The following is a 21,680-nucleotide window of genomic DNA, read 5'->3' as shown; positions in this document are numbered from 1 at the left end:
GTCTTGTGCTGACCGTTTCCTTGGGATCAAGGTGGTTTGTCCCGGGCTGCGTGGACACTTGAAGGGACAAGGCCCACGGCAGCAGCATTAGTCCCCTGCAATAAGGGACGCCCTTAACCCGCTACGTCGCTCTATTCGCCTACGCACGACCTGCTCCAATAGCCCAGCGCGGCTTTCCAACAGGGTGAACCAGTCCCTTGCGCGAGTAATGCCGGTGTAGAGCAACTCCTTGGTGAGCACGGGACTCAGCGCATCCGGCAGGATCAACGCGCAGTGTTCGAACTCTGAGCCTTGGGACTTATGTACGGTCATGGCAAACACCGTTTCTACTGCGCTCAGCCGGCTCGGCAGGATATGCCGCAGCTCACCGCTACCGTCATTACGCGGAAAAACGACCCGCAGAACCAGATTTGGCGGTGAACCTGGCAGCTCCGAGGGCTCTGGCAGGCGCAGGGCTATACCAACGTCTCCGTTCATTAACCCCAAGCCATAGTCGTTTCGAGTTACCAGTACCGGCCGCCCCTCATACCAACCATGGTCCTGCTCCAGCAAGCCTCGCCCCTGAAGCGCATGGGCGATACGCCCATTCAACTCCTCCACGCCCCAAGGTCCTTTACGCACAGCGCAGAGCAGCTGGAACTGGTCAAAGGCAGTCAATACACGACTCGCCCAGGCATTCCAGACCTCACCAGCATCACCCAGCGACGGTCGATATGCCTGCATAACCTCTAAGTAATGTGCATAACCACGGGGACGTCGATCAGCAGTTCCTACACCGTCGAGTAGCAGCTGCTCTAAGGCCCGATCTTGCTCTCCCGCGAGCCTCTGCACATGCAGGCTCTCATCTCCGTCGGCCAGCGTCGCCCGCGCAGTGACTGCATCGCCCGCATTGACGGCGCGCGCCAAACGGCCAATTCCAGAGCTACTACCAAAGCGCCGCGAGTGCCGCAGCATCACGATGTGCTGTGCCAGTTCCTGGTCGCCCGATATCAACTCTGCGCCAACTAATTGCTCGTCAGTCTGGGACTCTAGCCACGCACGGGTGGCTTCGTTGTACCCCCCACTCTCCGCCTCTCTGCAGAGATCGCCCAGTACCGCCCCCGCTTCCACTGAAGCAAGCTGGTCCTTATCTCCAAGCAAAATCAGTCGAGCGTGGTCAGGCAATGCGCCGAGCAGGCTGGCCATCATTTCTAGGTCGATCATCGATGCCTCATCCACCACGAGCACATCAAGCGGTAATGGATTACTCGCGTTGTGCCGGAAGTGGCGAGTGTCGGGCAGGCTGCCAAGCAAGCGGTGCAATGTAGTCACAGTGGTCGGAATCTGCTCGCGCACGTACGCCGGCACCGGCAACGAAGCCACCTGACCGCTAATCGACTCAGTGAGACGCGCCGCAGCCTTGCCAGTGGGTGCCGCCAAGCTCAATCGCAACGGCGCACCCTCAGCAAGCGCTGACTCCTGCAGCAAGGCGAGTAGACGGACTACTGTGGTGGTTTTCCCTGTGCCCGGCCCTCCCGTGATGAGGGTGAAATTTCCTCGCGTAGCAAGCGCGCAAGCCAGCTTCTGCCAGTCTGTCTGGCGTTCACCATTCAGCAGAAACGGCTCGGGGAACAATGTCGAAAGGCGAGCCGCAAGGTCGGCCGGTGTATTTGCCGGCGCTCGCAGCCGCCGCGCAATGCTGGTAGCAACTTGCTGTTCATAATCCCGGTAACGGCGCAAATACAGACAAGGACCGACTAACACCAGCGGAGCGCAATCCCCCTCTAACAACGCACTACCGGCACACGACTGTAGCCACTCCTCTAAGCTCAATCCCGCCAGTATTTGGGAGGGCAGCAACGCAGCCACCTCCGGAGCTTCGCCTTCGGGCGGCAGTGACAGGGTCAGGTCTGGGTGTCTCAGCGTCGCTTCAAGATCAAGGCATATGTGACCCTGTCCCAGTTGATGACTTGCCAACGCGGCAGCCAGGATCAGAAGCGGAGAGGCGGTGGGGTCTAACTCAATGAAGAACTGAGCCAATGCCCGGTCCAAATCGCGCAACCAGCCGCGTTCGCACCAACCTTCGAGCAGTGCAAGCGTCTCAGTGCGGTCGAAAAGCGCCGAGGACAATTCAACAGTCATGCGAAGCTCTCCTGGGACTCGCCAAGAAACAAGGCGTCTAGCTGCTCAATCAACCCTCTCGCGGGGCGAGCCTGGTAAACCCCACCCCCTGGGGAGCGCACAAACAAGTAAAGAGCTCCCCCCATATGACGGTCATAGTCGTAATCCAGTAGACGTAAACGCAGTTGACGGTGCAGCGCTAGCACGTAGAGCACGTACTGTAGGTCGTAGCGATGGGCCGCCATCGACGACTCCATCGCCTCGCGCGTGTAAGCAGCATCATCAGCGCCGAGCCAGTTGGACTTGTAGTCCGCTACGTAGTAGCGCCCCTGGTACTCGAAGGCCAAGTCAATGAAGCCCTTGAACATGCCGTTCAGTGTGTCGGCTTGCAAAGGCTGCCGCGGTAGACCGGGCAGCTCAGTACTCCTGACCAATTGATCGAGCTGCCTGACATCGACCTGCCGGGCCTCGAACCAAAACTCCAGCTCAGCCTGATACTGAGTCAAATCTCCTAGGCTCACCGAGCCCCCGTCGCCGAGGGCCATTTGCTGACTCAGCAATGCCAACAGCCACTCGTGCAACGGATCGATCCAAGCCTCGAGGCCACGACGCTGACAACGTCGTGCCACGACCTCGCGCAGCTGTGCTTGGTTCGCTAGACAGTGGGCAAAACCCTCCTCAGCAGCCAACTCCAGAAGGCCGTGCAGGAACGTTCCTGGATTCGATCCGCGAGGGAAACGATGCAGCCCCTGAGCGGACATGAGCAACGATGCCGGTACCACTTCGGAGCTGTCATCATCAGTGGAGTTCTGCATCGCCAGGCTGTCTGGCGCAGTATCCTCATGCCGACTCACCGGGATGATCGCCCCCTCGTCTAGGCGTAGTGCACTGTATGACGCAATCCACCAATGCTCAGCGGCATCCCGTTCTGGGGTGCTCCATCGAACGGGAGGGAGTTGTGCCTCATCTGCGCGGTAATACTGTTGGCTGGCTTCTGGGGCAGCTGCGACTGCACTGCGCAAAGGATCGATCAAAGGCGCCAGCCATCTGTTCAAATCTTGGCTAGCAGCTAGCGGTAGGCCACCGCCGAGCAAATACCCCAGAGCAGAATCATGTAGCCGCGACCGGTGTGCGTTACCAATTTTCAGATCCGCAACGCCCATCCAACACGCATGTCGTGCCCGTGTCAGAGCAACGTAGAGCAGGCGCAAATCTTCACCCAAACGCTCGCGCTCAGCACGCGCCAGGGTTTGTGCGTCGGCGTTGAACACCAGTCGCCGCTGCTCCCCATCATGTATCTGAATTGGCTTATCGCCATCTACCGACCGGAAGGCGCAAATGAAGGGCAAAAATACCAGCGGGTACTCCAGACCTTTGGACTTGTGGATCGTCACCACGCGCACCAGCGCTTCATCACTCTCCAGACGAAGCACCTGATCGTCCGCAGCCTGTCCCTCATTGGCTAGCAGTTCACTCAGATGTCGGATCAGCGCCAGCTCGCCATCAAGCTCAGCAGAGGCCTGCTGTAGAAGCTCAGCTAAATGCAACACGTTAGTTAGTACGCGCTCGCCCTCCGTACGCCCCATCAGACGCTGTGGCAGTGCGAAATCCTGGAGTAACTGACGCAGCATCGGCAGAACACCCTGGCGCTGCCAACGCTGGCGGTACTCCCGGAACTGCATCACTCGACGTTCCCAAGTACGCTCATTGAGGTTTAGTGCTTCTAGCTCGACGAGCTCCAGCCCCAACGTTGCACTCGCAAGCGCCGCTCGCAGCGGACGATCTTGATCGGGCTCGGCGCAGGCACGTAGCCAGAGCAAGACATCTCGTGCTTCCTGTCCGGCAAATACTGAGTCTTTGTCGGACATATACACGCTGCGCACACCGCGGGTTGCCAACTCCCCTCGAATAGCCTGGGCTTCTTTGAAATCGCGCACCAGCACTGCAATGTCGCTAGGTTGCAGCGAATCAAACTCGCCTTCGTGTCTAAATCCAGCCCTCCCCTGCTGCCCCAAATCGAGCAAACGGACAATCTCGCTGGCCGCCCCTTCTGCCATAGCCTTGAGATAGACCTTTTTTGCCACTGGTTCATCTTGGGTCAACTGCCAAGCGGTGAGGGCCGGCTGCTCCTCGCCCTCCACAGTCCAAACTTCTTCGCGACCTTCTGCATCCACGCGAATGAACGGCAGCTCATCACGTAGGAGAAATGCCCCACTCCCGACTTCAGACCGCTCAGCATGCAAGAAGAGCTCGTTCACAGCATCAACCATGTTCTGGCTGGAACGGAAGTTACGCTCTAGGTTGTAGTGCCGCCCCTGAGTAGCACGGCGTGCCCGCAGATAGGTGTAGATATCGGCGCCACGGAACGAATAGATGGCCTGCTTGGGATCTCCAATCATGAACAATCCACAGTCGTCCCGATTGGCCTCGACCTGGTAAAGCGTGTCGAAGATGCGGTACTGCAGCGGATCGGTATCTTGGAACTCGTCGATCAGCGCGATCGGGAACTGCCGACGAATTACCTCAGCAAGGCGCGGACCATTGTCACTCTGCAGCGCTGCGTCAAGACGGGACAGCATGTCGTCAAAGCCCATCTCAGCACGTTGGCGCTTTTCGTGATCGAAGCGATGACTCACCCAGGCTGCTGCGTGGCGCAGAGCTGCCTCAACTGGATCAGGGAGCCTTTTCAGTTGCTCGGGCAGCGTGATCATGGCGTTCAGGGCTGGGTGATCGGGCGGCGTCGTTTTCCAGATTTCAGCCAGGCCGTTGGGAGTCAGACGCTCGAAGCCTCTGCCAATTTTCAGTGCCACCTCAGCACCAGAGGCCCATTCCCTCAACTTCCTGCTCCAGCCCTTGTAGTCCGGCTGTTTGAGCTTACTTCCGTTGAACGCTTTGGATTCTCGTGCCTCATCTAGCAGCGATTCGATCTCATCTGCCCAGGCCGACCATGGTGCCTTCAGGTCTGACAATTCTTGCGCTCGCCTGGCCTGGCTGTGATCAATCACCTCTCGAAGCGATACGCCGTCAGGAGCATCCATCTCGCCAAGCAGATCCTGCAACTTCTTGCCAAGCCCCGCAGGGGTTTCCCAGTTCTTAACCACCCATGACAGCGCAGCCCCATCTAGCGGATAGCAATGCTGTCGCCAATAGTCACGGACTACCTCAGCCAGTAGGTCGCTGTGATCGGTCTCTAGGGTCTGGTTGAACAAGCTGCCACTGTCGAAAGCATGTTCGCGCAACATGCGCTGACACCAGCCATGGATGGTTGAGACCGCAGCCTCGTCCATCCACTGCGCAGCCAGCTCCAAGCGCCGAGCACAACTTGGCCACTCAGCTTCAGGGAAATCACCGCGCAACTCCTCGAGCAACTCGTCAGGCTCACCGTCTCCTCGAAAAACCTCCGTCGCCTGCACCAACCGCGCACGAATACGATCTCGCAGCTCTCGAGTAGCCGCATCAGTAAAGGTCACGACGAGTATCTGGGGCGGCAAGAGGGGCTCACGGAAGGCGTGCTCGCCTCCATGACAAAGGATCAGCCGCAAGTAGAGTGCGGATATGGTAAAGGTCTTACCCGTACCTGCACTTGCTTCAATCAGTCTGCTGCCATACAGCGGGAAGCGCAGGGCCAGAGGCCGTTGTGACGAACTCATGCCTGGGACTCCTCAAGCTGGGTCAGCTCACTATCCAAAAGAGATCGATAGAGCTGTTCGCTCAAAATCGGGAACTGCCCGTCTGCGATGAGCGCAGAGTAGTCGGGATATTGGCGAGCAAGGCTGGCGCTAGTGGCAACCTCACCGACGACCTTGAAGGCGCCCTCATAACAGCTTTGCGCCTTGTCCTCATCCTGGTTCTGCAGCCAATTCACAGAGGTTTTCAGAGCCACTGGCAGAGGAACCGCCATACCAGTACCCCAAGCTTGCAACCACCCACCTAGTACGCGTTCGGCATCGACCTCTGATACCGGCGCGAAGCTCAGCGACTGATCCTCCCCCACCAACAGCGTCGTCAGTGGTGCTCCGCAGGCCGCTGCAATAACGTGCATCACGTACGGCCGCAACAAACGGTGCCACTTCAAATCGTTATCGTTGGCGAGGCTACCAGGCATCAATTCCAAACGAGCCAGACGTCCATCAGCATGACGACGCAGCCCACTGAGCCAACCCTGCAGCTGTATACCGGAGGCTTCAAAAGCCAGTTGCAGGGAAGACTCTTGGCATTCGGGCCAGAGCTCGCATAGCGAGCTATATCGCTGCATCTGATTTGGCAATGGCCCCAACAGATCTGCACGGTACTGCTCGCCAAAGCCAGCAAGCGGCAGTTGACCACTGCGCCTCAATCGATTGGCAGCTGCTTCCAAAGCACCCTCGCGATCTGCTTGCGGCACTGCCAGTGCAGCTTTGAGCAATTGATCCTGCAATTGATAGCGTTCCAAGCCATCAAGGCCAAAGGGCTCGCTATCAAACTGCGTCTGCTCCTCTTCGTCCAAGTACACCCTTAGGCGACGCGTAAAGAAGTACTTAACCGGATCCTTCAGGAAGCTCTGCAATTGCTCGGGGCTGACTTTGCGGCTCTCCTCCCACTGAGAAAGGGCAGGCGCCGCTGTTGGTGCAGCTACCTGCGCATACAGCTCAGCCCACTCGTGGGCGTAGCTAAATAGACCTGGCTCACCCCCAAAGTACCGGCGACTAAAGGGTTGAAGAGGGTGCACCGTAGTCAGCGCCGTAAGCAGTTTCCCTGCTCTCGACAAGCGCCACCCACTAGCCAAGTGATCGCGCAACTGGCCGATCAGTACTGATGGAGGACGTTCGCTATTGTCACGAATGCTGCGTCCGGCCCAGCTCACATAGAGTCGTTCACGAGCAGCCAACAACGCCTCAAGCAGCAGATAGCGGTCGTCCTCGCGTCGCGATCGGTCTCCAGGGCGGTAATCACCAGCCATCAGATCAAAGTCCAGCGGCGCCTGACTGCGCGGATAGTCACCATCATTCATGCCCAGCAAGCAGACGTGACGGAATGGGATGGCTCGCATCGGCATCAACGTGCAAAAATTTACCGATCCAGCCAAGAATCGCTGACTCAGCCGCCCCTGATCGAGGTTTGCCAACCACGCCTCGCGCACCACGGGCAAGGGCAGCATCTCGCTCAATGCCGCAGTATCACAAAGCGCTAACCAGCCCTCGAGAGCGTCCAGCAGTTGAGTACGCAACATCTCATCGCGATCGCTACAGGGCAGGAAGAAAGCCTCCAGCAGCCCGCGCAAACGCTCTCCCCAAGTCGACGGGACAGCAGGCTCTCGAAGAACCTGCAAATGTCGATCGAGTGCGTCCAGCAAACGAGTTAGTGGACCTATCAGCACTGCATCGAGGCCACCCACCTCATCGTAAGGCTCGATCTCGGCAAAGCTCCCAGCAGCCCCAACTGCATATCCCAGCAGCATGCGTCGAAGACCGAAGCGCCATGTGTTCTGCTCCAGCCCTTCACTCTGGCCTAGAGACTGACGCTGGGCAGCGTCCAAGCCCCAACGCACGCCAGCACCCTCAAGCCAACGACGAAGCGTCGGCATGTCCTCTTCAGCGATGCCAAAGCGCGCACGTACAGCTGCTACATCCAGAAGGTCGAGTATTTCGCTGACACTAAGTCGGCTCTCAGGTAGACGCAGCAAATGCTCCAATGCAATCACTAGAGGTTCTTTGCCACGTACGCCTTGGTCAGCCAAGGTGAACGGGATGAACCGCGCGTCCCCAGGGATGAACTGACCGAAAACCGCCTGAATATGCGGCGCATAGGCATTCACGTCCGGCACCATCACGATTACATCGCGCGGCCGTAGGCTCGGGTCGGAGCTAAAGCACGCCAGAAGCTGATCGTGCAGCACCTCCACTTCACGCTGAGCGCTGTGGGCTACATGGAAGCGCAACGAGCTATCAAGATCAGGATCCACCGGCGGATGAGTCGCTCGAGTTTCGGCCAGCGTGCGCAGATCCAGGATGTCGTTCTGCAACTGGCCAAGCAACGTGCTTTGAGGAGCCACAGTGAACAAATCGATGCGCTCGAACCGCTCACGATAACGCTCAGGCTCGTCATACCGGTCGAGTAGGTTGATGTAGTCGCGCCCTTGTTTCCCCCACGCAGCCAACAACGGCTGAGCATGTTGGTACATCTGCGTGTCGTCGAATGGCCCGCTTAGTCCACCTTTACGCTGCTGCCGTCGGTAGTCGTGGAGTAGCAGATCCTTGTCTTCGACAATATCGCCCCAGTGGTGCTGGCAAGGATTGTGGACATACAGCATGACCTGGGTAAAACGTGCCATTGCCTGCAGCGCCTCCAACACCTGGGCTGGCAAGGAAGAGATCCCGAAGACCGTCAACCGACGCGGCAGGCCCGGTGGTCGCTCCTCAAGCTCTCGCAGGCGGGCTACGAAGCGTGGGTGCACGCCGGCCCGGCTCTCCGCCAAATGCTCGTGCCCTACATCGCTGAGCAAGGCGCGCCACAAAGCCGGCTGCCACCGAGAGGTATCGTCTAACAGACGCTCGCCGCCACGCGATGTGCGTAGCCGATCCTGCCCCTCGGCCCAATCAGCCAACCAGTCGGCGCGGTAAACCTGGTATTGGTCAAACAGATCTGCCAAGCGCTCGGCCAATTGGTATCGCTTACGCAGATCGCTGTCGTCCGACAAAAAGCGGCGCAAGGGAACGAAAGCATCGTCAGCGAGCAAGCCAGGGAGCAATCGCATCAGACGCCACGTCAGGGGGGCCTTGTCCAACAGCGATTGAGGAGGAATCGCGTCCTTACCCAACACGGTGCGGTAGGCTTGCCACAGAAAGCGCGCCGGCAGATCAACGTCAAGCGCCGCGGCTATCCCACAGCCGTCGTGCTCAGCGAGCGCAAGCTTAAGCCACTGAGTGATGCCATTGCTTTGCACCAGTAGTACTTCGTTTTCCAGTGGCCGCAATGGGTAGCGGCGCATCCACTGCACCGAAAGAGAACGCAGCTCTTCCAGGTGATTGCCGTGGATGATGATCAGGCCAGGCTCAAGCTCCTGCATCAGTCAGGTTCCTGCATATGCACAGAAGGGAAACGTTAAAGGAGCGCGACGACAACGGATGTCGTCACCACCAACTCATGGCTCACAAAGCGCGCAACAGCGTTGAAGCAGCATCGCTAAACGGCAACCGCCACTGCCGCATCCGGTCCTTTCTCTGGGGGCGTCGTCACGGCGGGAGAGTTGAGGAATATCACCACTTCAAGCGCACGTAGCGGCGAAACCGCATACCCCATTTTCCGATTGACGGAGGCATGGAGCTCAGGGAATCGATCGTCCTGCTGCAAGCGCTGCAGCAGTCCCAGATAGGTTTCATACTCGCCGGCGTTGTTGACTCGATAAGCGTGTGCAGGCTTCTGGTGTAGGAAGCGATAGATCCTAGAGTCCCAGATTGCGAATGCCTCAGGATTCACAAAGTGCAGCAGCTTGGATGCCCCAACGACAGAGCGATTAACGAGACCTGCTAGTTGCTCAATCTCTTCACAGCTAAGGCGTCCAGCAGTGCGAGCTTTGTTGAGCAATGCCACCCCGGCATGTACATCAATCGACTCGCTGACGTGGATCTCCAAAATGGTTGGCATCCACCCGTACACCATGTGAGCACCGCAAACGAAGGCCTGCTCATCCAGTACGTACGGCGTCTTCAACGCCGACAAAATATGGGGGTAGGCGCGGATGTAGGACTGCGCTCGGTCAATTTGGGTGAACGGCTCAATCTGGAAAACATCGTTCATGTCACTACTTCCTCAGACCGGCTCCAGCCGGTAGGTAACAAACGGGTCAATAAGCTCAAAGAACAGCTCCCCCTCAGATCCAGCGACTGGCGTCGACGCAGCGCTCCAGAAGGTCGAAGTCTGGCGAATGTAGCGGCAGAGCTGCTCCACCAGACGGTCCTTGTGGAGTAAGTCCTCAAGCTCTTCGCGTCCCAAGCCAGGCATGAACAGCGGCGCTACCTGCTGTTTTTGCGCAGGCTCTAGTGCGGTAAATGCATTGCCATTGCTGCTCACCCAACGAGTGATCACTCGAATATCTGGATGCTCACGCGCATCACGCACGGGGAGCTGCGCAATTCGTACATGGTCTGGATCGACGATCACGCGGCACGCAATGTAGTGCTCGCCCTCATTGAGGGGGGCACTCGCGTTGGCAAGCGCCATTTCGGGAGTGGGACTGGCATAGATAGCGTGCCGCCGGGAGGGCATGCTCAAAGGCCTTAGCCACTCCCAGAGGTTATCCACCACATAAGGCACGTTGCTTGGGATGCGAGCGGACGAATGCCTCCGCTGTCCTTCTCTTGCCTTAGCTATCTGGTTGGACGGAATTGCCCTGAAAAGCTCCATGCCGCCTCCCTGCTGCACCATAAATTTGAGCTCAAGCATCCTACTATCGATGGATGGCCATTTGACACTTATCAAACTAGGCAGAAATTTATTTCGCCCCTCCACTTCCTAGCCTTATTGCAATATCACGCTCAAAGCGCTAAAGCAGCCACCCGGATCACGGGAAGCGAGGCCATGGGTAGGAAGAGACTCCTCATCCGATTGAGCATGTCGGTGGACCCGCACGGGCTGATGCCCATCGTTGATCATTCGCTTCAGCCTATTTTCAACAGCCATGCGACAGCTCGTGTCGCAAGCAAACAGGGATGACTGAGTGGAACAGCTTTATCGCCAAGACCTAATCCTTGGCCTACTTCCGAACAAGGAAAATGCGCTCGATAGCGCCGCCGTTCATCAACGTGTAACCAGCCAAGGGCTCGACGTCGACAAGCGCACCATCCAGCGGGATCTGAGTGAGCTCGAGCTGAAGTATCCCCATGTGCACAGTCGCCTTAAGGGCAGCGGAAAAGCTAAATTGTGGTGGGCGGACAAGTCGCTCTCACGCCTTAGCATGTTGCCGACCGATGCGATGAACCTTGTCATGATCATGGATCATGCATCCCGGTTCGGTATGGAGGCACAGGTACAAAAGCTCGCCTCTATTCGGGAATACGCAAGATCCTTGCTGAAGGGAACCCGTCCTGCCCAGGACTGCTCCGGCAAGATCATCAGCAATACACGCTTTGTAACCCTGGCCCCAAGCTCAGTGTCCCCTGAAGTTCTCGAAGTGATGCAGCAAGCGCTGCTGGACGACTGCAGCGTGAAAGCCAGTTACCTGAAGCGCGGAGCTCAAGAGCCCAAGGAGCTCCATCTCAAGCCCCTGGGCCTGTCTTACCAAGACTCCAATATCTATCTGTCCTGCATCTTCAAGGGCCTGCCGAAAGGCAACATCGCGGCGCTGCCTCTACACCGTTTTCTTTCAGCTCGCTCGACGGGCGAAGACCTGCCATCCCCCCCCAATTACCACATAAACTCCATCGCCGCCCAGAAAAGCCTGGTAAGTCTGAAGACGGATAATCCGGTCCAGTTGAAGCTACGCGTGAGCGAAACGCTACATGAGCGCTTGCTGGAAAACGCACTCACGAGTGACCAGCACTTGGAAGCGAGTGCTCCAGGCTGGTGGATCATGACCGGCAGCCTGCACCTAAGCCAGGGACTCGATCTATGGCTACTGAGCCAAGGCGAGCACCTGGAGGTACTTGAGCCAATTGAGTTACGTGAACAAATGGCCGAAACGGTAACGCGCATGGCTATGCTCTACGAAAAGAGATAGTCCCTACGACATGAGGTGTCGCACACGTCCTGCATGCTGTCTCCTGTCACCCAGATAAGGAGACCCTAGAATGAAAACTTACTCTGCATTCCTGCAACGTGTTGCTCCCAATGCCGGCCCTCGCGCCAATTTCACCATCACGGTTCAGGCCGTTAGCTCGGAAATGGCACGAGTGACGGCAGAAGCTCAGTACCCCGGATACAAATGCGCCAGTGCGCCGGTGCAGGTGCGCTGACGATGGGCCTCCGCCGTTGGCGAACTCGCGATTATCTCTGTCATCTCCATTGCCAGAGCGAAGATCTCGAAAGTGATGCAACGCTTCTGGCATGTCAGACTCAGAGTCGCCGAGAACTGACCGTAGGGTGCTTCGAAATAGCGCTGGTAGCGGCAACGGAAACCGAGGCCAGGCAAATACTGCGCTGTATGCTAAAGCACTACAACGCTGCCCACTCCGTAGGCCACCAGCATTATTACCTACACCACTTCACTGCTCTCAGCCTGAACCAGGATTGGCCTAAGGGGCATTTCAATGAGCTCCACTGGCTGAATACCTCAACAACCAGCCCAATGCCCTGGGAGCTCCTGTCCGAGTTAGCGGACACTCTTCATATCCATCACTTCACCCCACCCAGCCCCGATATCCAGTCTCCCGCTCACCACTATCGATGGCGAAACCGGCAGGATCTGACCGCGTTCTGGGCCAGCCTGTACCAGGCCAGGGAAGCCCAGAACATTCTCGGACTCGACTGGAGCAGCTATGCCACATGGTCAACAGGCCTCTGTATTGGCCAAGTATCCGCAGGTTGGGGCACCACACCCGCCACCGCAGTTGCGGCCCTGTTGGCCGAGATAAAACTCGAGATGCATGGACATGCAGCTCAAGCCTTGCTGGTGATCGAAGCCAATCACAGCTTCACATTAGGTGACTACGCCAACACCCTGGACCTTCTTGGAGTGGCCATCGGTTGCGAAGTAATCGCCACGGGTTGGCAGGCTGCCAACTATGTAGGCTACGGCCTCAAGCTACTGATATTTGCTCCTGTATGAATGACAAAGATAGCCACCAGCTAGCGGGAAGGTCACCTCTGATGACAGCTCCAGCAGAGACTCTGAAGCCCCCAAAAGATGGAAATCTCCATAGAACAGCCAGGAGTGCTCCTTGCACAAAGAGACGATATGTTTTCGAAGGCGAGCGTCCATCCGCATGCAAAAACTCATAAGATAGCGACGAGGAGTGCTCGGGCCTCCGCCTGGGCAATTAGGAGGGACGAAATTGGGTGCACAAGCAATGGGACCTATTGGTCTGACTAATAATCAACGTCTCTTTGCGGAGTACCTTGCCGACCTGTGGGGCAAGCTGGAAGTTACAGCAGAGAGCCGTGACTTCCCTAGTGATGAAGGTGCTGCGAGCAATAGCGTCCCCTCTGCAAAATGTTCCGGCAGGGCAGGACTCCTACATGGCTACCGTATTAGTCAATCCAGGCACTGGAAGCCTTGGCGCACTCGCATTGTCAAGCCCGTCCAGCACTGGTGGTGCCACTCACTTTCGGAAGCATTTTTCCACTACTCCTGGCCTGAGGACCCTCAACCGAACTCCTTCCAGCATATCGCTGCTCGCTTACGGCAAGCACTTGCAGTGAAAGATCAAGCCGCCACACGTCACGAATGCTTGGCTATCTTCAAGTGGGGTGGTGTCGCGCGAAAAGCAAACGATAAGTCTCGAGTCTGGGTAGAGGACCAATATCAGAAAATTACTCTATGCCAATCCATTATGCAGGCAACTCAACTGCTTCAGCCGGGTTCTTCGCAGGCGCTTGGTGCATTCGATGGTCGCGGGCTCCTGATGAACGCCGCCATGACAAAGGTTTATGCGGCAGCTGACCCAGCTAACATCATCATCTATGACGGGCGTGTGGGGGCAGCATTGGGACTCTTGGCGCGCTACTGGCTTGAGATGTCCCACATTGCAGGTGTGCCTGCTGATCTGGCGTTTCGTTGGGGACGAGGGCAAGGCAGCGCGAAGAGGGATCCTTCTCTTGGAGGTTACAGTTTTCCAGAGCTGTACTCCCCCAGTACGAAAACTCATCATAAAGATGAAGTGTGGGCAGGCCAGGTACGGTTAGCAGGACAGCTCCTGAAACAGATGATGGTCCTTAACTCAAGCATTGCGTCTATCGGCGACATCGAGAAAGCACTCTTCATGATTGGCTTCAGCGTAGAACCTCAGTTCCCTCCTCAGCCGCTCCCACATGTGTCGTAACAAGACCTGAATTGCGATGGCGGTTCGGAGCGACAATACCGCCCCGAACCGGCGGCAGACCGAAGAATGTGCCCGCTATAGTCGACAAGCTCCTAGCCTGCGGACAGAAGTCTGAAGGCCAACGACATAACCTGTCGCAACACTGAGGCATACTGTCCCAGTTAGTTAGACAGCCACCGAACCTCGCCCAGGAGATTGCCATGTCATCCAGATAACTCTTCAGGAGTCACGACATGGCACGCACCTTCCGGCGCCGCACCTGCCAGTACGACTTTATTTATGCCCTCTGGGACATCGACGAACCTGATTGGAACTTCAAGTCCGTTGCCGTCCGCCGGCGACTGGCACGCTTTCACAGCGACAGTTTCTTCAGTTGGCGCAAACGTCCGCCGCGTAAATTCCGCAAAGTGGATGACCGCAAGCTTCGTCAGATTAACCAAGCGGCCTTGAAGCGCTGGCTTCGGTGGCCGTACAAGGAGCCGCTGTTCATGGATATTCGGCGCTGTCCTGCATGGTGGCCGATATAATCGAGCTCTATCTGCAGATCCTACATAAGCACTCTGCAAGTGCGCGTAGGCCTGGGGCTTGCGATGACTAAGCAAGCCCTGGTTTCAAAGAAATTTCAGACCTGTATCACCTAAGCGAAGACGGGCACGTATGGCCCTCTTCAGCCCTTTCCGTTGAACAGGAGTCTGAAAAATGCCGATTTACTGCCCTTCCTGTAATTCTGAGCACATTCGTACCCGCAATTTCGCCCGCAAAGTGGGCGGCGCAGCCGGAGCACTCGGTGGTGCTGCGACCGGTGCCGCCAGCACGGTCACTGGCGCCCAAAGTGGCGCGGCTCTGGGCGCCGTTGCGGGTCCCATTGGCGCCGTACTCGGTGGCGTAGCAGGCGCAATCCTGGGCGGGCTGGCCGGTGGCGCCGTTGGCAGCCTGGCCGGTGCCCGCATGGGTGAGGAAATCGATGCCCGGGTGCTCGACAACTTCGAATGCCAGGCCTGCGGCCACGTGTTTTCGGTCAGCGAAAACTAGCCCTCCCTTGTAGCACCCCACTCCCACGCGCCGCCTTTCCCTCACTTTTTCCGCACACCGATGCGCGCTGCTGAAGCGCGCATCGGCGCTCGCCAGCTCATCTCTGGCAAGGAGATTTTTATGGCTCATCTCATCGAACAAATGGCTTATGTCGGTGCCACGCCGTGGCATGGCCTGGGCAATCAACTCACCCAGCAACAACCCATCGAGGTCTGGCAACGTGAAGCCGGCATGGACTGGGAAATTCTCGAGAGTCCGGTTCACTTCAAGTCCGACGCCATCGGCCATCTCGGCACCATCCACTCCTTCCCCGAGCAGAAGGTTCTCTATCGCTCGGACAGCAAAGCGCCGCTGTCAGTGGTCTCCCAGCGTTACCACACCGTGCAGCCACGCGAAGTACTGGAATTCTACCGCGACCTCACCGAGGTCTCTGGCTATGAGCTGGAGACCGCTGGCGTACTCAAGGGTGGTCGAAAGTTCTGGGCACTGGCGCGCACGGGACAAGGCACAGCCCTTAAGGGCAATGACCAGGTGAATGGCTATCTGCTGCTGGCCACCTCCTGCGACGGCACCCTGGCTACCACGGCGACGCCGACCACGGTGCGCGTGGTGTGCAACAACACCCTGACCATCGCCCTGGACGGCTCCAGCCGGGCGATCAAGGTGCCGCACAACACCCGCTTCGATCCGCAGCTAGTGAAGAAGCAACTCGGCATCGCCGTCTCGCAATGGGACGAGTTCATGTATCGCATGCGGACGTTGGCTGAGCGAAAAGTGAAATCCAAGGAAGCGCTGAGCTTCATCACCACGGTACTCGGTGACAGTTCGCCCACCAGTCAGCAAGGCAAGGCTGTGCCGAACATTCGCGCCATGCAAAAGGTGGAAAGCCTGTACCAAGGACACGGCCGAGGCAGTCAGTTGGATTCGGCGCGAGGCACCGCCTGGGGACTGCTCAATGCCGTCACCGAGTTCGTCGATCACGAGCGTCGTGCGCGCAGTAACGAGTACCGCATGGACTCGGCCTGGTTCGGCCAGGGCGCCCAGATCAAGCAACGCGCCCTGGATGCCGCACTGCGCCTGGTCGCCTAACCCGCTCGCTCATCAATCCTCTCGCCCGATCAGCCTCGCGCTGATCGGGCGTTTTTATGTCTGCAGGTGAATACGATGAAAGCAATCTCATTGCATGACAGCACCCGCCCCCGTCCGGCCCTGCGCCTGGTCAGCACCAAGGATCTGACTCGTGACGAGTGGCTGTCAGTGCGTAAACACGGTATCGGCAGCTCGGATGCCGCCGCCGCTGTCGGCCTCAATCCCTACCAGTCGCAGCTGGAGCTATGGCTGGAGAAGACCGGCCGCGATGCCCTGCTGCCCCAGAGCGATCCCCACGATGAAGACAGCCCCACCTACTGGGGCAACATCCTAGAACCTATCGTGGCCACCCATTACACCCAACGCACTGGTAATCGAGTACGGCGGATCAATGCCGTGCTGCAGCATCCCGATCCCACACTGAGTTGGATGCTCGCCAATATCGACCGCGAGGTGATCGGCGCCAGCGCTGTACAGATCCTCGAATGCAAAACCGCCGGCATCAACGGTGCGCGCCTCTGGAAAGAAGGCGTACCGGTGTATGTGCAACTGCAGGTCATGCACCAGTTGGCAGTGACCGGCAAACAGGCCGCCGATGTGGCTGTACTGCTCGGGGGTCAGTACCTGGAAATCCATCGCATCGAGCGCGACGACGAACTCATCGCGCGGCTGATTGAGTTGGAGCGGGACTTCTGGAGCTACGTACAACGCGACACGCCGCCACCGGCGGATGGCTCCGACTCAGCGGAGCAGGCGTTGCGCTGTCTGTACCCACTGGACAGTGGCAGCACCCTGGACTTCACCCAGAACCCGCATCTGTCGGGCGCCTTTGATGAACTGCAATCGGTTCGTGCCAACCTGGAAGCCCAGGGCAAACGCGAAGCCGAACTGAAGCAGCAACTGCAGCAAGCCATGGGGGATGCCAGCCGGGCGCAGTTCGCCAATGGCTCGGTGTCCTGGCGCAAGGCCAAGGACAGCGTGGTGCTCGACGTACCGCTACTGCTCAAGGAAAAGCCCCACCTCTTGGCGCGCTATCCCAGCACCAAGACCGGCAGCCGCCGCTTTCTGATCCTCTGATCTCGTTTCCCCCATTGGCCACTCCGGCGCTCCTGCGTCGGGGTGGTCTTTTTTATTCCTCCACTGGAGAACCACCATGCTCAAAGGCTTGGCTATTACCCCGCCGGTGCTCGGGCGGATTTCCATCGGCAAGGTCGTCGAAAAGAACGGCAAGCGCCTGCCGGAGAAGGACGACCAATTCACCATTACCTCGCAGGTGCAACTGCGCGATGGGTGGATCAATCATCCCCTGGACGAAGCATTGCGTAAGGCCCAGGGCGGCAAGATCCGCTGCATCCCGATTCGACTGATGTTCAACGCACCGGAGCTGAATTTTCGCGCCGAATATTGCCTGTTCGACCGGCAGTCAGGGCGCCCGGTATGTGTTGGCAATGGCGAAACCTGCAAGCGTCGTGGCCAGGACGGTATCGAGTCGCTGCCCTGCCCTTCACCCGATGCCTGTCCTCTGGCTAAGGGTGGAGCTTGCAAGCCCTACGGTCGACTCAACGTGGTCATCGGCGATGAGGATGCGCTGGGTAGCTTCGTCTTTCGCACGACCGGCTTCAACAGCATCCGCACCCTGGCGGCGCGACTGCAGTACCTGCAGGCCATCTCCGGTAATCGCCTGGCCTGTCTCGCCCTGGAGTTGCGCCTGCGCGGCAAGTCCACCCGTCAAAGCCATGGTTCGCCGATCTTCTACGTCGACATCACCGTACGTAACGGCGTTGCCCTAGAGCTGGCATTGCAGCAGGCGCGTGAGCTCGATGAACTACGCCAGGCTTCGGGGTTTGATCAGGCGGCCCTGGATGCCACCGCTCGCCTGGGCTTTGCCAATGGCGCCTTCGAGGACAGCGAGGACGAAGGCAACGCCATCGTCGATGAGTTCTTCCCTGCGCCGTCTACCGATACGCCAGCCCAAGCGTTATCGCAGCCCAAGCACTCGGCGCCCCTGCCAACGACTGGCAAATCCCGCTCCACGCTTTCCAGCTTACTGAAAGAACGTGCCGAAGCGCGCTCGCTCGAGAACCCACCCGCCTGAGACGGCATAAACAGGAGCCCCTTTGGGCTCCTGCCGTCCATCACATCTCTTCACTGTCACTGGATGCCAACCGGCATCCGTTCGGAGGCCCCATGACTCTCAATCCCTTTCTCCGCGGTTACGACAAACTGTCCATCCAACTGCTGGTACAGGACCTGCAACCAGGTGGCTCGCTGCGAGCGTTGTCCTACGTGATCCACGCAAAGGACCGGGATCACACGCTGGTCCTGGGTGTACAGCCCACACTGGAGCAGGCGCAGCAAATCGTTGAACGGCTGACCTTCGCGACTGGGCATTTCAGCCGCTGCTGGGAAATCAGTACTGCGCATCTGCCAGAAGCCGTCGTGGATTACTTGTTCAGCCTCGCTTATGCCGATAGACCACTGCACTTACGCGAACTACACATCGAGTTCTTCGAGATGTCCGGACACAGTGTCGTCGGCTGCAAACTGAGAAATACCCCCTGGACGGAGGATAACCTGGAACTGTTCAGCACCCGCCCGGCCGATTTGCGCCAGCGGCAGCTGGACTACGGCTTGCCCGTGGAATTCGTCGACATCCTGCACCTGGCTGGGCAAGCCAATGTGCGCTTTCTGATCTTCGATCCGGATGCGCCGTCGCTGGCGGGATTGCCCTGCTTCACGAACATTGCCTAATTCAGCGGACCTTCCCCTGCTTCCGGCTAAGCCGCCCGCTCAACTGCTCCACGATCTCCATCACCAACAGACGATCCGCCTCGTTCAGTCCACCCAACAGCTGGCTGATTCGGCTCGCCTGATCGGTCACGCGTGAACTCGACTCGTTGAGCAGTTCGGCGGCTTCGCACTCGAAGACAGAGGCCAGCTCGAGCAAGCGCAGCACCGTCGGAATGACCACCCCACGCTCAATGCGCGATACCGCCTCGCTTCCCACTCCGAGGCGCTCGGCAACTTCCTCTTGGGTCATGCCACAGCGAACCCGCTGCTTGGCAATCGCTCGGCCCACAACTTCAGCCAAGTGCTTCTGATCAATCTCGGACATGGCACCTCCCATCTCAACTTCGATGGTTGGCTATCCACTGATTGACATGAAGGACACAAAAAGATGAATCTCAACTCATAAGGTCGAACATCCACTGCCAATTTGAAGGATCTGGTTCTGCAGGAAGCAACCCGCGTCTCTCACCTCTACTCCCTCACTCCATCCCTACACCATTCGAGGTCATCATGAACCTGCGAAAGCTTATGCTCGTCCCCTTGCTGCCCATGGCGCTCACTGGCTGCAACGACGACATCGATACTGTCAAAAACGCCCGCATGCAGGTGAACGAGCAATTCACCATCGATCAGGCGTTTAGCAATCGGAATATCTGCAAGAGCGTCGACTGGGAAATCATCACCGACGATCGAAATCGCAAGCTGGTGCAGTACAAGTGCCATATCGCCGATATCGAGCCCTACTACGAGAACGAACGGCAACGTCAGAAGAACAACCTGGTCAGCTACCTGGCCTCGCAGCAGCCCCAGATCAAGCCGTTCCTGGAGTCAGCCCGGGTGGAGCTGGAGTCCGCCGAAAAGTCTCTCAACGCCCCTGTCCTCAACAAGACACCGCTGGAAATCGATCGACTCAGCGCACTGCTGAATCTCAGCGAAATGCTCAATGAAAACCCGCCATGGAAATCCCTGCGGGGCTACGTCAACCCTCCGATTGGGCAAGAGCTCGTGTCGCTCAGCCAACGCTTTTACAACCAGTACCCGCCCGACAAATCCAACCCGCAACGCTTCGCCGCCTATCAGCAGGCTGAACAGGAGTTACTCCAAGCTATAGCCACTGTTCGTCCTCAGCTGCAGGCCGCTATCGAGGAGGAGCGCGCTCGCCTTGCTGGTATCCAGCAAACGCGGGGTAACGAGTCCTCCGCCTATGCCCAGCAGCGGCTCGCCAAGGCACGGGAGGCCATGGACAAGTTGCAGGGTCAGTACGAAACCCAGTTGGCAGCGCTCGACGCTGAACGTGCGCAAAAACTCGCAGCGTTTGATAACGCCGCCACCATCGAGTCCGTTGCCGAGGTCTTTCAGTGGGTGGTGAAAGGCGAGCAGGTCGAACTCGTGTGGTCGGGCCTGGAGGGCGACTACAGCGACGGCCAGGTCAAGCGATTTGGCCACGAGAATCGGCTAGGCAGCTTGCGCGACGTTTACAGCAATACCGCCAAAACCTATGCCGAGCTGCGCCAGAAAGCTCCGCTGATTTAGGACCACCGTCATGATCACGTTGAAAGCCGCCATGCCGGCACTACTGATGCTATCGCTCAACGCATATGCCAATGGTTACTGCGACACCCGGCAAACGCCGCAGGCAGTAGAAACCTGCTACCAACAATCCCTGCAGGGTCTCAAAAGAGCTGTCGACAAGTCGTTGGCCAGAATTCTGAATAGCCCCGACTACAACCAGGCGACAAGGACACAGGTCGTGAACGATCAAAAGGCATGGGAGCGAAAGGTTCAAGCAACCTGCCAGAACTACGTCTGCGTCGAGTCCAGCCTCCAGGCGCGCATAGGACAGCTCAATCGCCTGGCGCAACAAAAGCCGGCCGCCACCAAAATGGATCCTGACACTTGCCTGGACACCTGGGTCGCAGCCTATCGCCGGGAAGAAGGCGAAGAGGCGGCGGTCACCCATGACCAGATTACGGAATGGCAGGGTTGGTGTAGCGAAGGCAAGCTGCCGAAAGAGTGAGTCCCATCACTAGATAACGGATGCGCCCCGCGGCGCCTCCCACCGAACAGCCTGATCCGGCAACGGGTCAGGCTTTTTTATGCCCGCAGAAAACCTATGGAACTCATCCAATGACAACCAAGTTCAAGGCCGGAGAAACCACCGGCACCTACATCGCGAATGCCCCGCTTACGGAGCACGACATCCTGGCGATGGCCAAACACCTGGCCAGCCAGCGGCTGCGGAAAGGTCATCCCTTGCATGACCCCACGGAGGTATTCAGCTACCTGCAGATCCTCCTGCAGGAGTACGAGCACGAAGTATTCGCCGTACTCCTGCTCGACAACAAACATCGTGTCATCCAGTTTCAGGAGCTGTTTCGCGGCACGCTGGATGGCGCCAGCGTCTATCCTCGGGAGGTCGTCAAGCTCGCCCTCGCCCACAACGCTGCAGCGGTCATATTGGTGCATAACCACCCTTCAGGCGATCCGGCCCCAAGCCAAGCGGACCGCGTACTAACCACCAAACTCAAACAGGCGCTGGAGTTGGTTAGCATACGCACGCTCGATCACATTGTTGTCGGTAGTGAAGGCTGCGTGTCACTGGCAGAAATGGGCTGCCTATGAAGCGAGGGAGGAGCAGCATAGAATTGGCCATGCAGTTCCGAGGCGCGATCAATGCCGCAACAATTGCTTCACTTCACTCAGCGAAGAAACAAT

Annotated in this window: 19 protein-coding genes; 13 read left to right on the top strand and 6 right to left on the bottom strand. The window is 58.1% G+C overall.

The window, feature by feature from the left end:
- Positions 1 to 87: 87 nt before the first annotated feature.
- From recD to P3W75_RS06110, 5 genes are all read right to left on the bottom strand, one after another.
- Positions 88 to 2,121 (bottom strand): exodeoxyribonuclease V subunit alpha, encoded by a 2,034-nt coding sequence (recD, locus tag P3W75_RS06130; protein ID WP_276226473.1) that lies wholly within the window; start codon positions 2,119 to 2,121, stop codon positions 88 to 90.
- Positions 2,118 to 5,750 (bottom strand): exodeoxyribonuclease V subunit beta, encoded by a 3,633-nt coding sequence (gene recB, locus P3W75_RS06125; protein WP_276226472.1) that lies wholly within the window; start codon positions 5,748 to 5,750, stop codon positions 2,118 to 2,120. Before recB ends, recD begins: the two co-directional genes overlap by 4 nt.
- Positions 5,747 to 9,145, bottom strand: coding sequence for an exodeoxyribonuclease V subunit gamma (gene recC / locus P3W75_RS06120; RefSeq protein ID WP_276226471.1), 3,399 nt, complete (start codon positions 9,143 to 9,145; stop codon positions 5,747 to 5,749). The genes recB and recC overlap by 4 nt, the downstream gene beginning before the upstream one ends.
- Before the next feature lie 116 nt (positions 9,146 to 9,261).
- Positions 9,262 to 9,876, bottom strand: coding sequence for a hypothetical protein (locus tag P3W75_RS06115; RefSeq protein WP_276226470.1), 615 nt, complete (start codon positions 9,874 to 9,876; stop codon positions 9,262 to 9,264).
- Between the two features lie 12 nt (positions 9,877 to 9,888).
- Positions 9,889 to 10,521, bottom strand: a complete 633-nt coding sequence (locus P3W75_RS06110; RefSeq protein WP_276226469.1) for a hypothetical protein — start codon at positions 10,519 to 10,521, stop codon at positions 9,889 to 9,891.
- 274 nt (positions 10,522 to 10,795) lie between these two features.
- Between P3W75_RS06110 and P3W75_RS06105 the strand changes: the two genes are divergently transcribed.
- From P3W75_RS06105 to P3W75_RS06060, 10 genes are all read left to right on the top strand, one after another.
- Positions 10,796 to 11,794 (top strand): helix-turn-helix transcriptional regulator, encoded by a 999-nt coding sequence (locus tag P3W75_RS06105; RefSeq protein ID WP_276226468.1) that lies wholly within the window; start codon positions 10,796 to 10,798, stop codon positions 11,792 to 11,794.
- Positions 11,795 to 11,864: 70 nt separating this feature from the next.
- On the top strand, positions 11,865 to 12,029 hold the full coding sequence (locus tag P3W75_RS06100) for a hypothetical protein (protein WP_276226467.1): 165 nt from the start codon (positions 11,865 to 11,867) through the stop codon (positions 12,027 to 12,029).
- Between the two features lie 188 nt (positions 12,030 to 12,217).
- Positions 12,218 to 12,841: a hypothetical protein gene (locus P3W75_RS06095; protein WP_276226466.1), complete on the top strand. Its 624-nt coding sequence runs from the start codon at positions 12,218 to 12,220 to the stop codon at positions 12,839 to 12,841.
- Positions 12,842 to 13,067: 226 nt separating this feature from the next.
- Entirely contained in the window at positions 13,068 to 14,054 is a 987-nt protein-coding gene (locus P3W75_RS06090) for a hypothetical protein (protein WP_276226465.1), read from the top strand.
- A 233-nt stretch (positions 14,055 to 14,287) separates the two neighbouring features.
- Positions 14,288 to 14,581: a hypothetical protein gene (locus P3W75_RS06085; protein WP_276226464.1), complete on the top strand. Its 294-nt coding sequence runs from the start codon at positions 14,288 to 14,290 to the stop codon at positions 14,579 to 14,581.
- A 172-nt stretch (positions 14,582 to 14,753) separates the two neighbouring features.
- Entirely contained in the window at positions 14,754 to 15,086 is a 333-nt protein-coding gene (locus tag P3W75_RS06080; protein ID WP_276226463.1) for a hypothetical protein, read from the top strand.
- 120 nt (positions 15,087 to 15,206) lie between these two features.
- Positions 15,207 to 16,175, top strand: coding sequence for a DUF932 domain-containing protein (locus tag P3W75_RS06075; protein ID WP_276226462.1), 969 nt, complete (start codon positions 15,207 to 15,209; stop codon positions 16,173 to 16,175).
- A gap of 75 nt (positions 16,176 to 16,250) precedes the next feature.
- Complete coding sequence (locus P3W75_RS06070; RefSeq protein ID WP_276226461.1) at positions 16,251 to 17,252, top strand: YqaJ viral recombinase family protein; 1,002 nt, start codon at positions 16,251 to 16,253, stop codon at positions 17,250 to 17,252.
- Between the two features lie 76 nt (positions 17,253 to 17,328).
- Positions 17,329 to 18,270: a hydrolase or metal-binding protein gene (locus tag P3W75_RS06065; protein WP_276226460.1), complete on the top strand. Its 942-nt coding sequence runs from the start codon at positions 17,329 to 17,331 to the stop codon at positions 18,268 to 18,270.
- A 92-nt stretch (positions 18,271 to 18,362) separates the two neighbouring features.
- Complete coding sequence (locus P3W75_RS06060) at positions 18,363 to 18,926, top strand: hypothetical protein (protein WP_276226459.1); 564 nt, start codon at positions 18,363 to 18,365, stop codon at positions 18,924 to 18,926.
- Between the two features lies 1 nt (position 18,927).
- Here the strand turns inward: P3W75_RS06060 and P3W75_RS06055 are convergent, their stop codons facing one another.
- Positions 18,928 to 19,290 carry a helix-turn-helix domain-containing protein gene (locus tag P3W75_RS06055; protein WP_034021032.1) on the bottom strand — a complete coding sequence of 121 codons (363 nt, stop codon included), beginning with the start codon at positions 19,288 to 19,290 and terminating at the stop codon, positions 18,928 to 18,930.
- 185 nt (positions 19,291 to 19,475) lie between these two features.
- On the opposite strand from P3W75_RS06055, the gene P3W75_RS06050 reads away from it, so the two are divergent.
- The 3 genes from P3W75_RS06050 (at position 19,476) to radC (ending at position 21,587) form a co-directional block, all read left to right on the top strand.
- On the top strand, positions 19,476 to 20,498 hold the full coding sequence (locus tag P3W75_RS06050; RefSeq protein ID WP_276226458.1) for a hypothetical protein: 1,023 nt from the start codon (positions 19,476 to 19,478) through the stop codon (positions 20,496 to 20,498).
- A 10-nt stretch (positions 20,499 to 20,508) separates the two neighbouring features.
- Positions 20,509 to 20,982 (top strand): hypothetical protein, encoded by a 474-nt coding sequence (locus P3W75_RS06045; RefSeq protein WP_276226457.1) that lies wholly within the window; start codon positions 20,509 to 20,511, stop codon positions 20,980 to 20,982.
- A gap of 110 nt (positions 20,983 to 21,092) precedes the next feature.
- Positions 21,093 to 21,587 carry a RadC family protein gene (gene radC, locus P3W75_RS06040; protein WP_034020995.1) on the top strand — a complete coding sequence of 165 codons (495 nt, stop codon included), beginning with the start codon at positions 21,093 to 21,095 and terminating at the stop codon, positions 21,585 to 21,587.
- Positions 21,588 to 21,680: the final 93 nt, after the last annotated feature.

Origin of the sequence: Pseudomonas citronellolis, from assembly GCF_029335315.1 — a bacterium.
In the GTDB taxonomy this organism is placed as follows: Bacteria; Pseudomonadota; Gammaproteobacteria; order Pseudomonadales; family Pseudomonadaceae; genus Pseudomonas; species Pseudomonas citronellolis_A.
The sequence above is the reverse complement of the archived record's forward strand: the minus strand, read 5'-3'. Positions and strand labels throughout refer to the sequence as shown.

Bases quoted from the DNA above. Each gene is read 5' to 3' on its own strand.
- recD (WP_276226473.1), bottom strand. From the start codon at position 2,121: ATGACTGTTGAATTGTCCTCGGCGCTTTTCGACCGCACTGAGACGCTT.
- P3W75_RS06110 (WP_276226469.1), bottom strand. From the start codon at position 10,521: ATGCTTGAGCTCAAATTTATGGTGCAGCAGGGAGGCGGCATGGAGCTT.
- P3W75_RS06045 (WP_276226457.1), top strand. From the start codon at position 20,509: ATGATCACGTTGAAAGCCGCCATGCCGGCACTACTGATGCTATCGCTC.
- radC (WP_034020995.1), top strand. From the start codon at position 21,093: ATGACAACCAAGTTCAAGGCCGGAGAAACCACCGGCACCTACATCGCG.
- P3W75_RS06055 (WP_034021032.1), bottom strand. From the start codon at position 19,290: ATGTCCGAGATTGATCAGAAGCACTTGGCTGAAGTTGTGGGCCGAGCG.
- P3W75_RS06060 (WP_276226459.1), top strand. From the start codon at position 18,363: ATGACTCTCAATCCCTTTCTCCGCGGTTACGACAAACTGTCCATCCAA.
- P3W75_RS06065 (WP_276226460.1), top strand. From the start codon at position 17,329: ATGCTCAAAGGCTTGGCTATTACCCCGCCGGTGCTCGGGCGGATTTCC.
- P3W75_RS06075 (WP_276226462.1), top strand. From the start codon at position 15,207: ATGGCTCATCTCATCGAACAAATGGCTTATGTCGGTGCCACGCCGTGG.
- P3W75_RS06085 (WP_276226464.1), top strand. From the start codon at position 14,288: ATGGCACGCACCTTCCGGCGCCGCACCTGCCAGTACGACTTTATTTAT.
- P3W75_RS06070 (WP_276226461.1), top strand. From the start codon at position 16,251: ATGAAAGCAATCTCATTGCATGACAGCACCCGCCCCCGTCCGGCCCTG.
- P3W75_RS06080 (WP_276226463.1), top strand. From the start codon at position 14,754: ATGCCGATTTACTGCCCTTCCTGTAATTCTGAGCACATTCGTACCCGC.
- P3W75_RS06115 (WP_276226470.1), bottom strand. From the start codon at position 9,876: ATGAACGATGTTTTCCAGATTGAGCCGTTCACCCAAATTGACCGAGCG.
- P3W75_RS06095 (WP_276226466.1), top strand. From the start codon at position 12,218: ATGCTAAAGCACTACAACGCTGCCCACTCCGTAGGCCACCAGCATTAT.
- P3W75_RS06100 (WP_276226467.1), top strand. From the start codon at position 11,865: ATGAAAACTTACTCTGCATTCCTGCAACGTGTTGCTCCCAATGCCGGC.
- recB (WP_276226472.1), bottom strand. From the start codon at position 5,750: ATGAGTTCGTCACAACGGCCTCTGGCCCTGCGCTTCCCGCTGTATGGC.
- P3W75_RS06050 (WP_276226458.1), top strand. From the start codon at position 19,476: ATGAACCTGCGAAAGCTTATGCTCGTCCCCTTGCTGCCCATGGCGCTC.
- recC (WP_276226471.1), bottom strand. From the start codon at position 9,145: ATGCAGGAGCTTGAGCCTGGCCTGATCATCATCCACGGCAATCACCTG.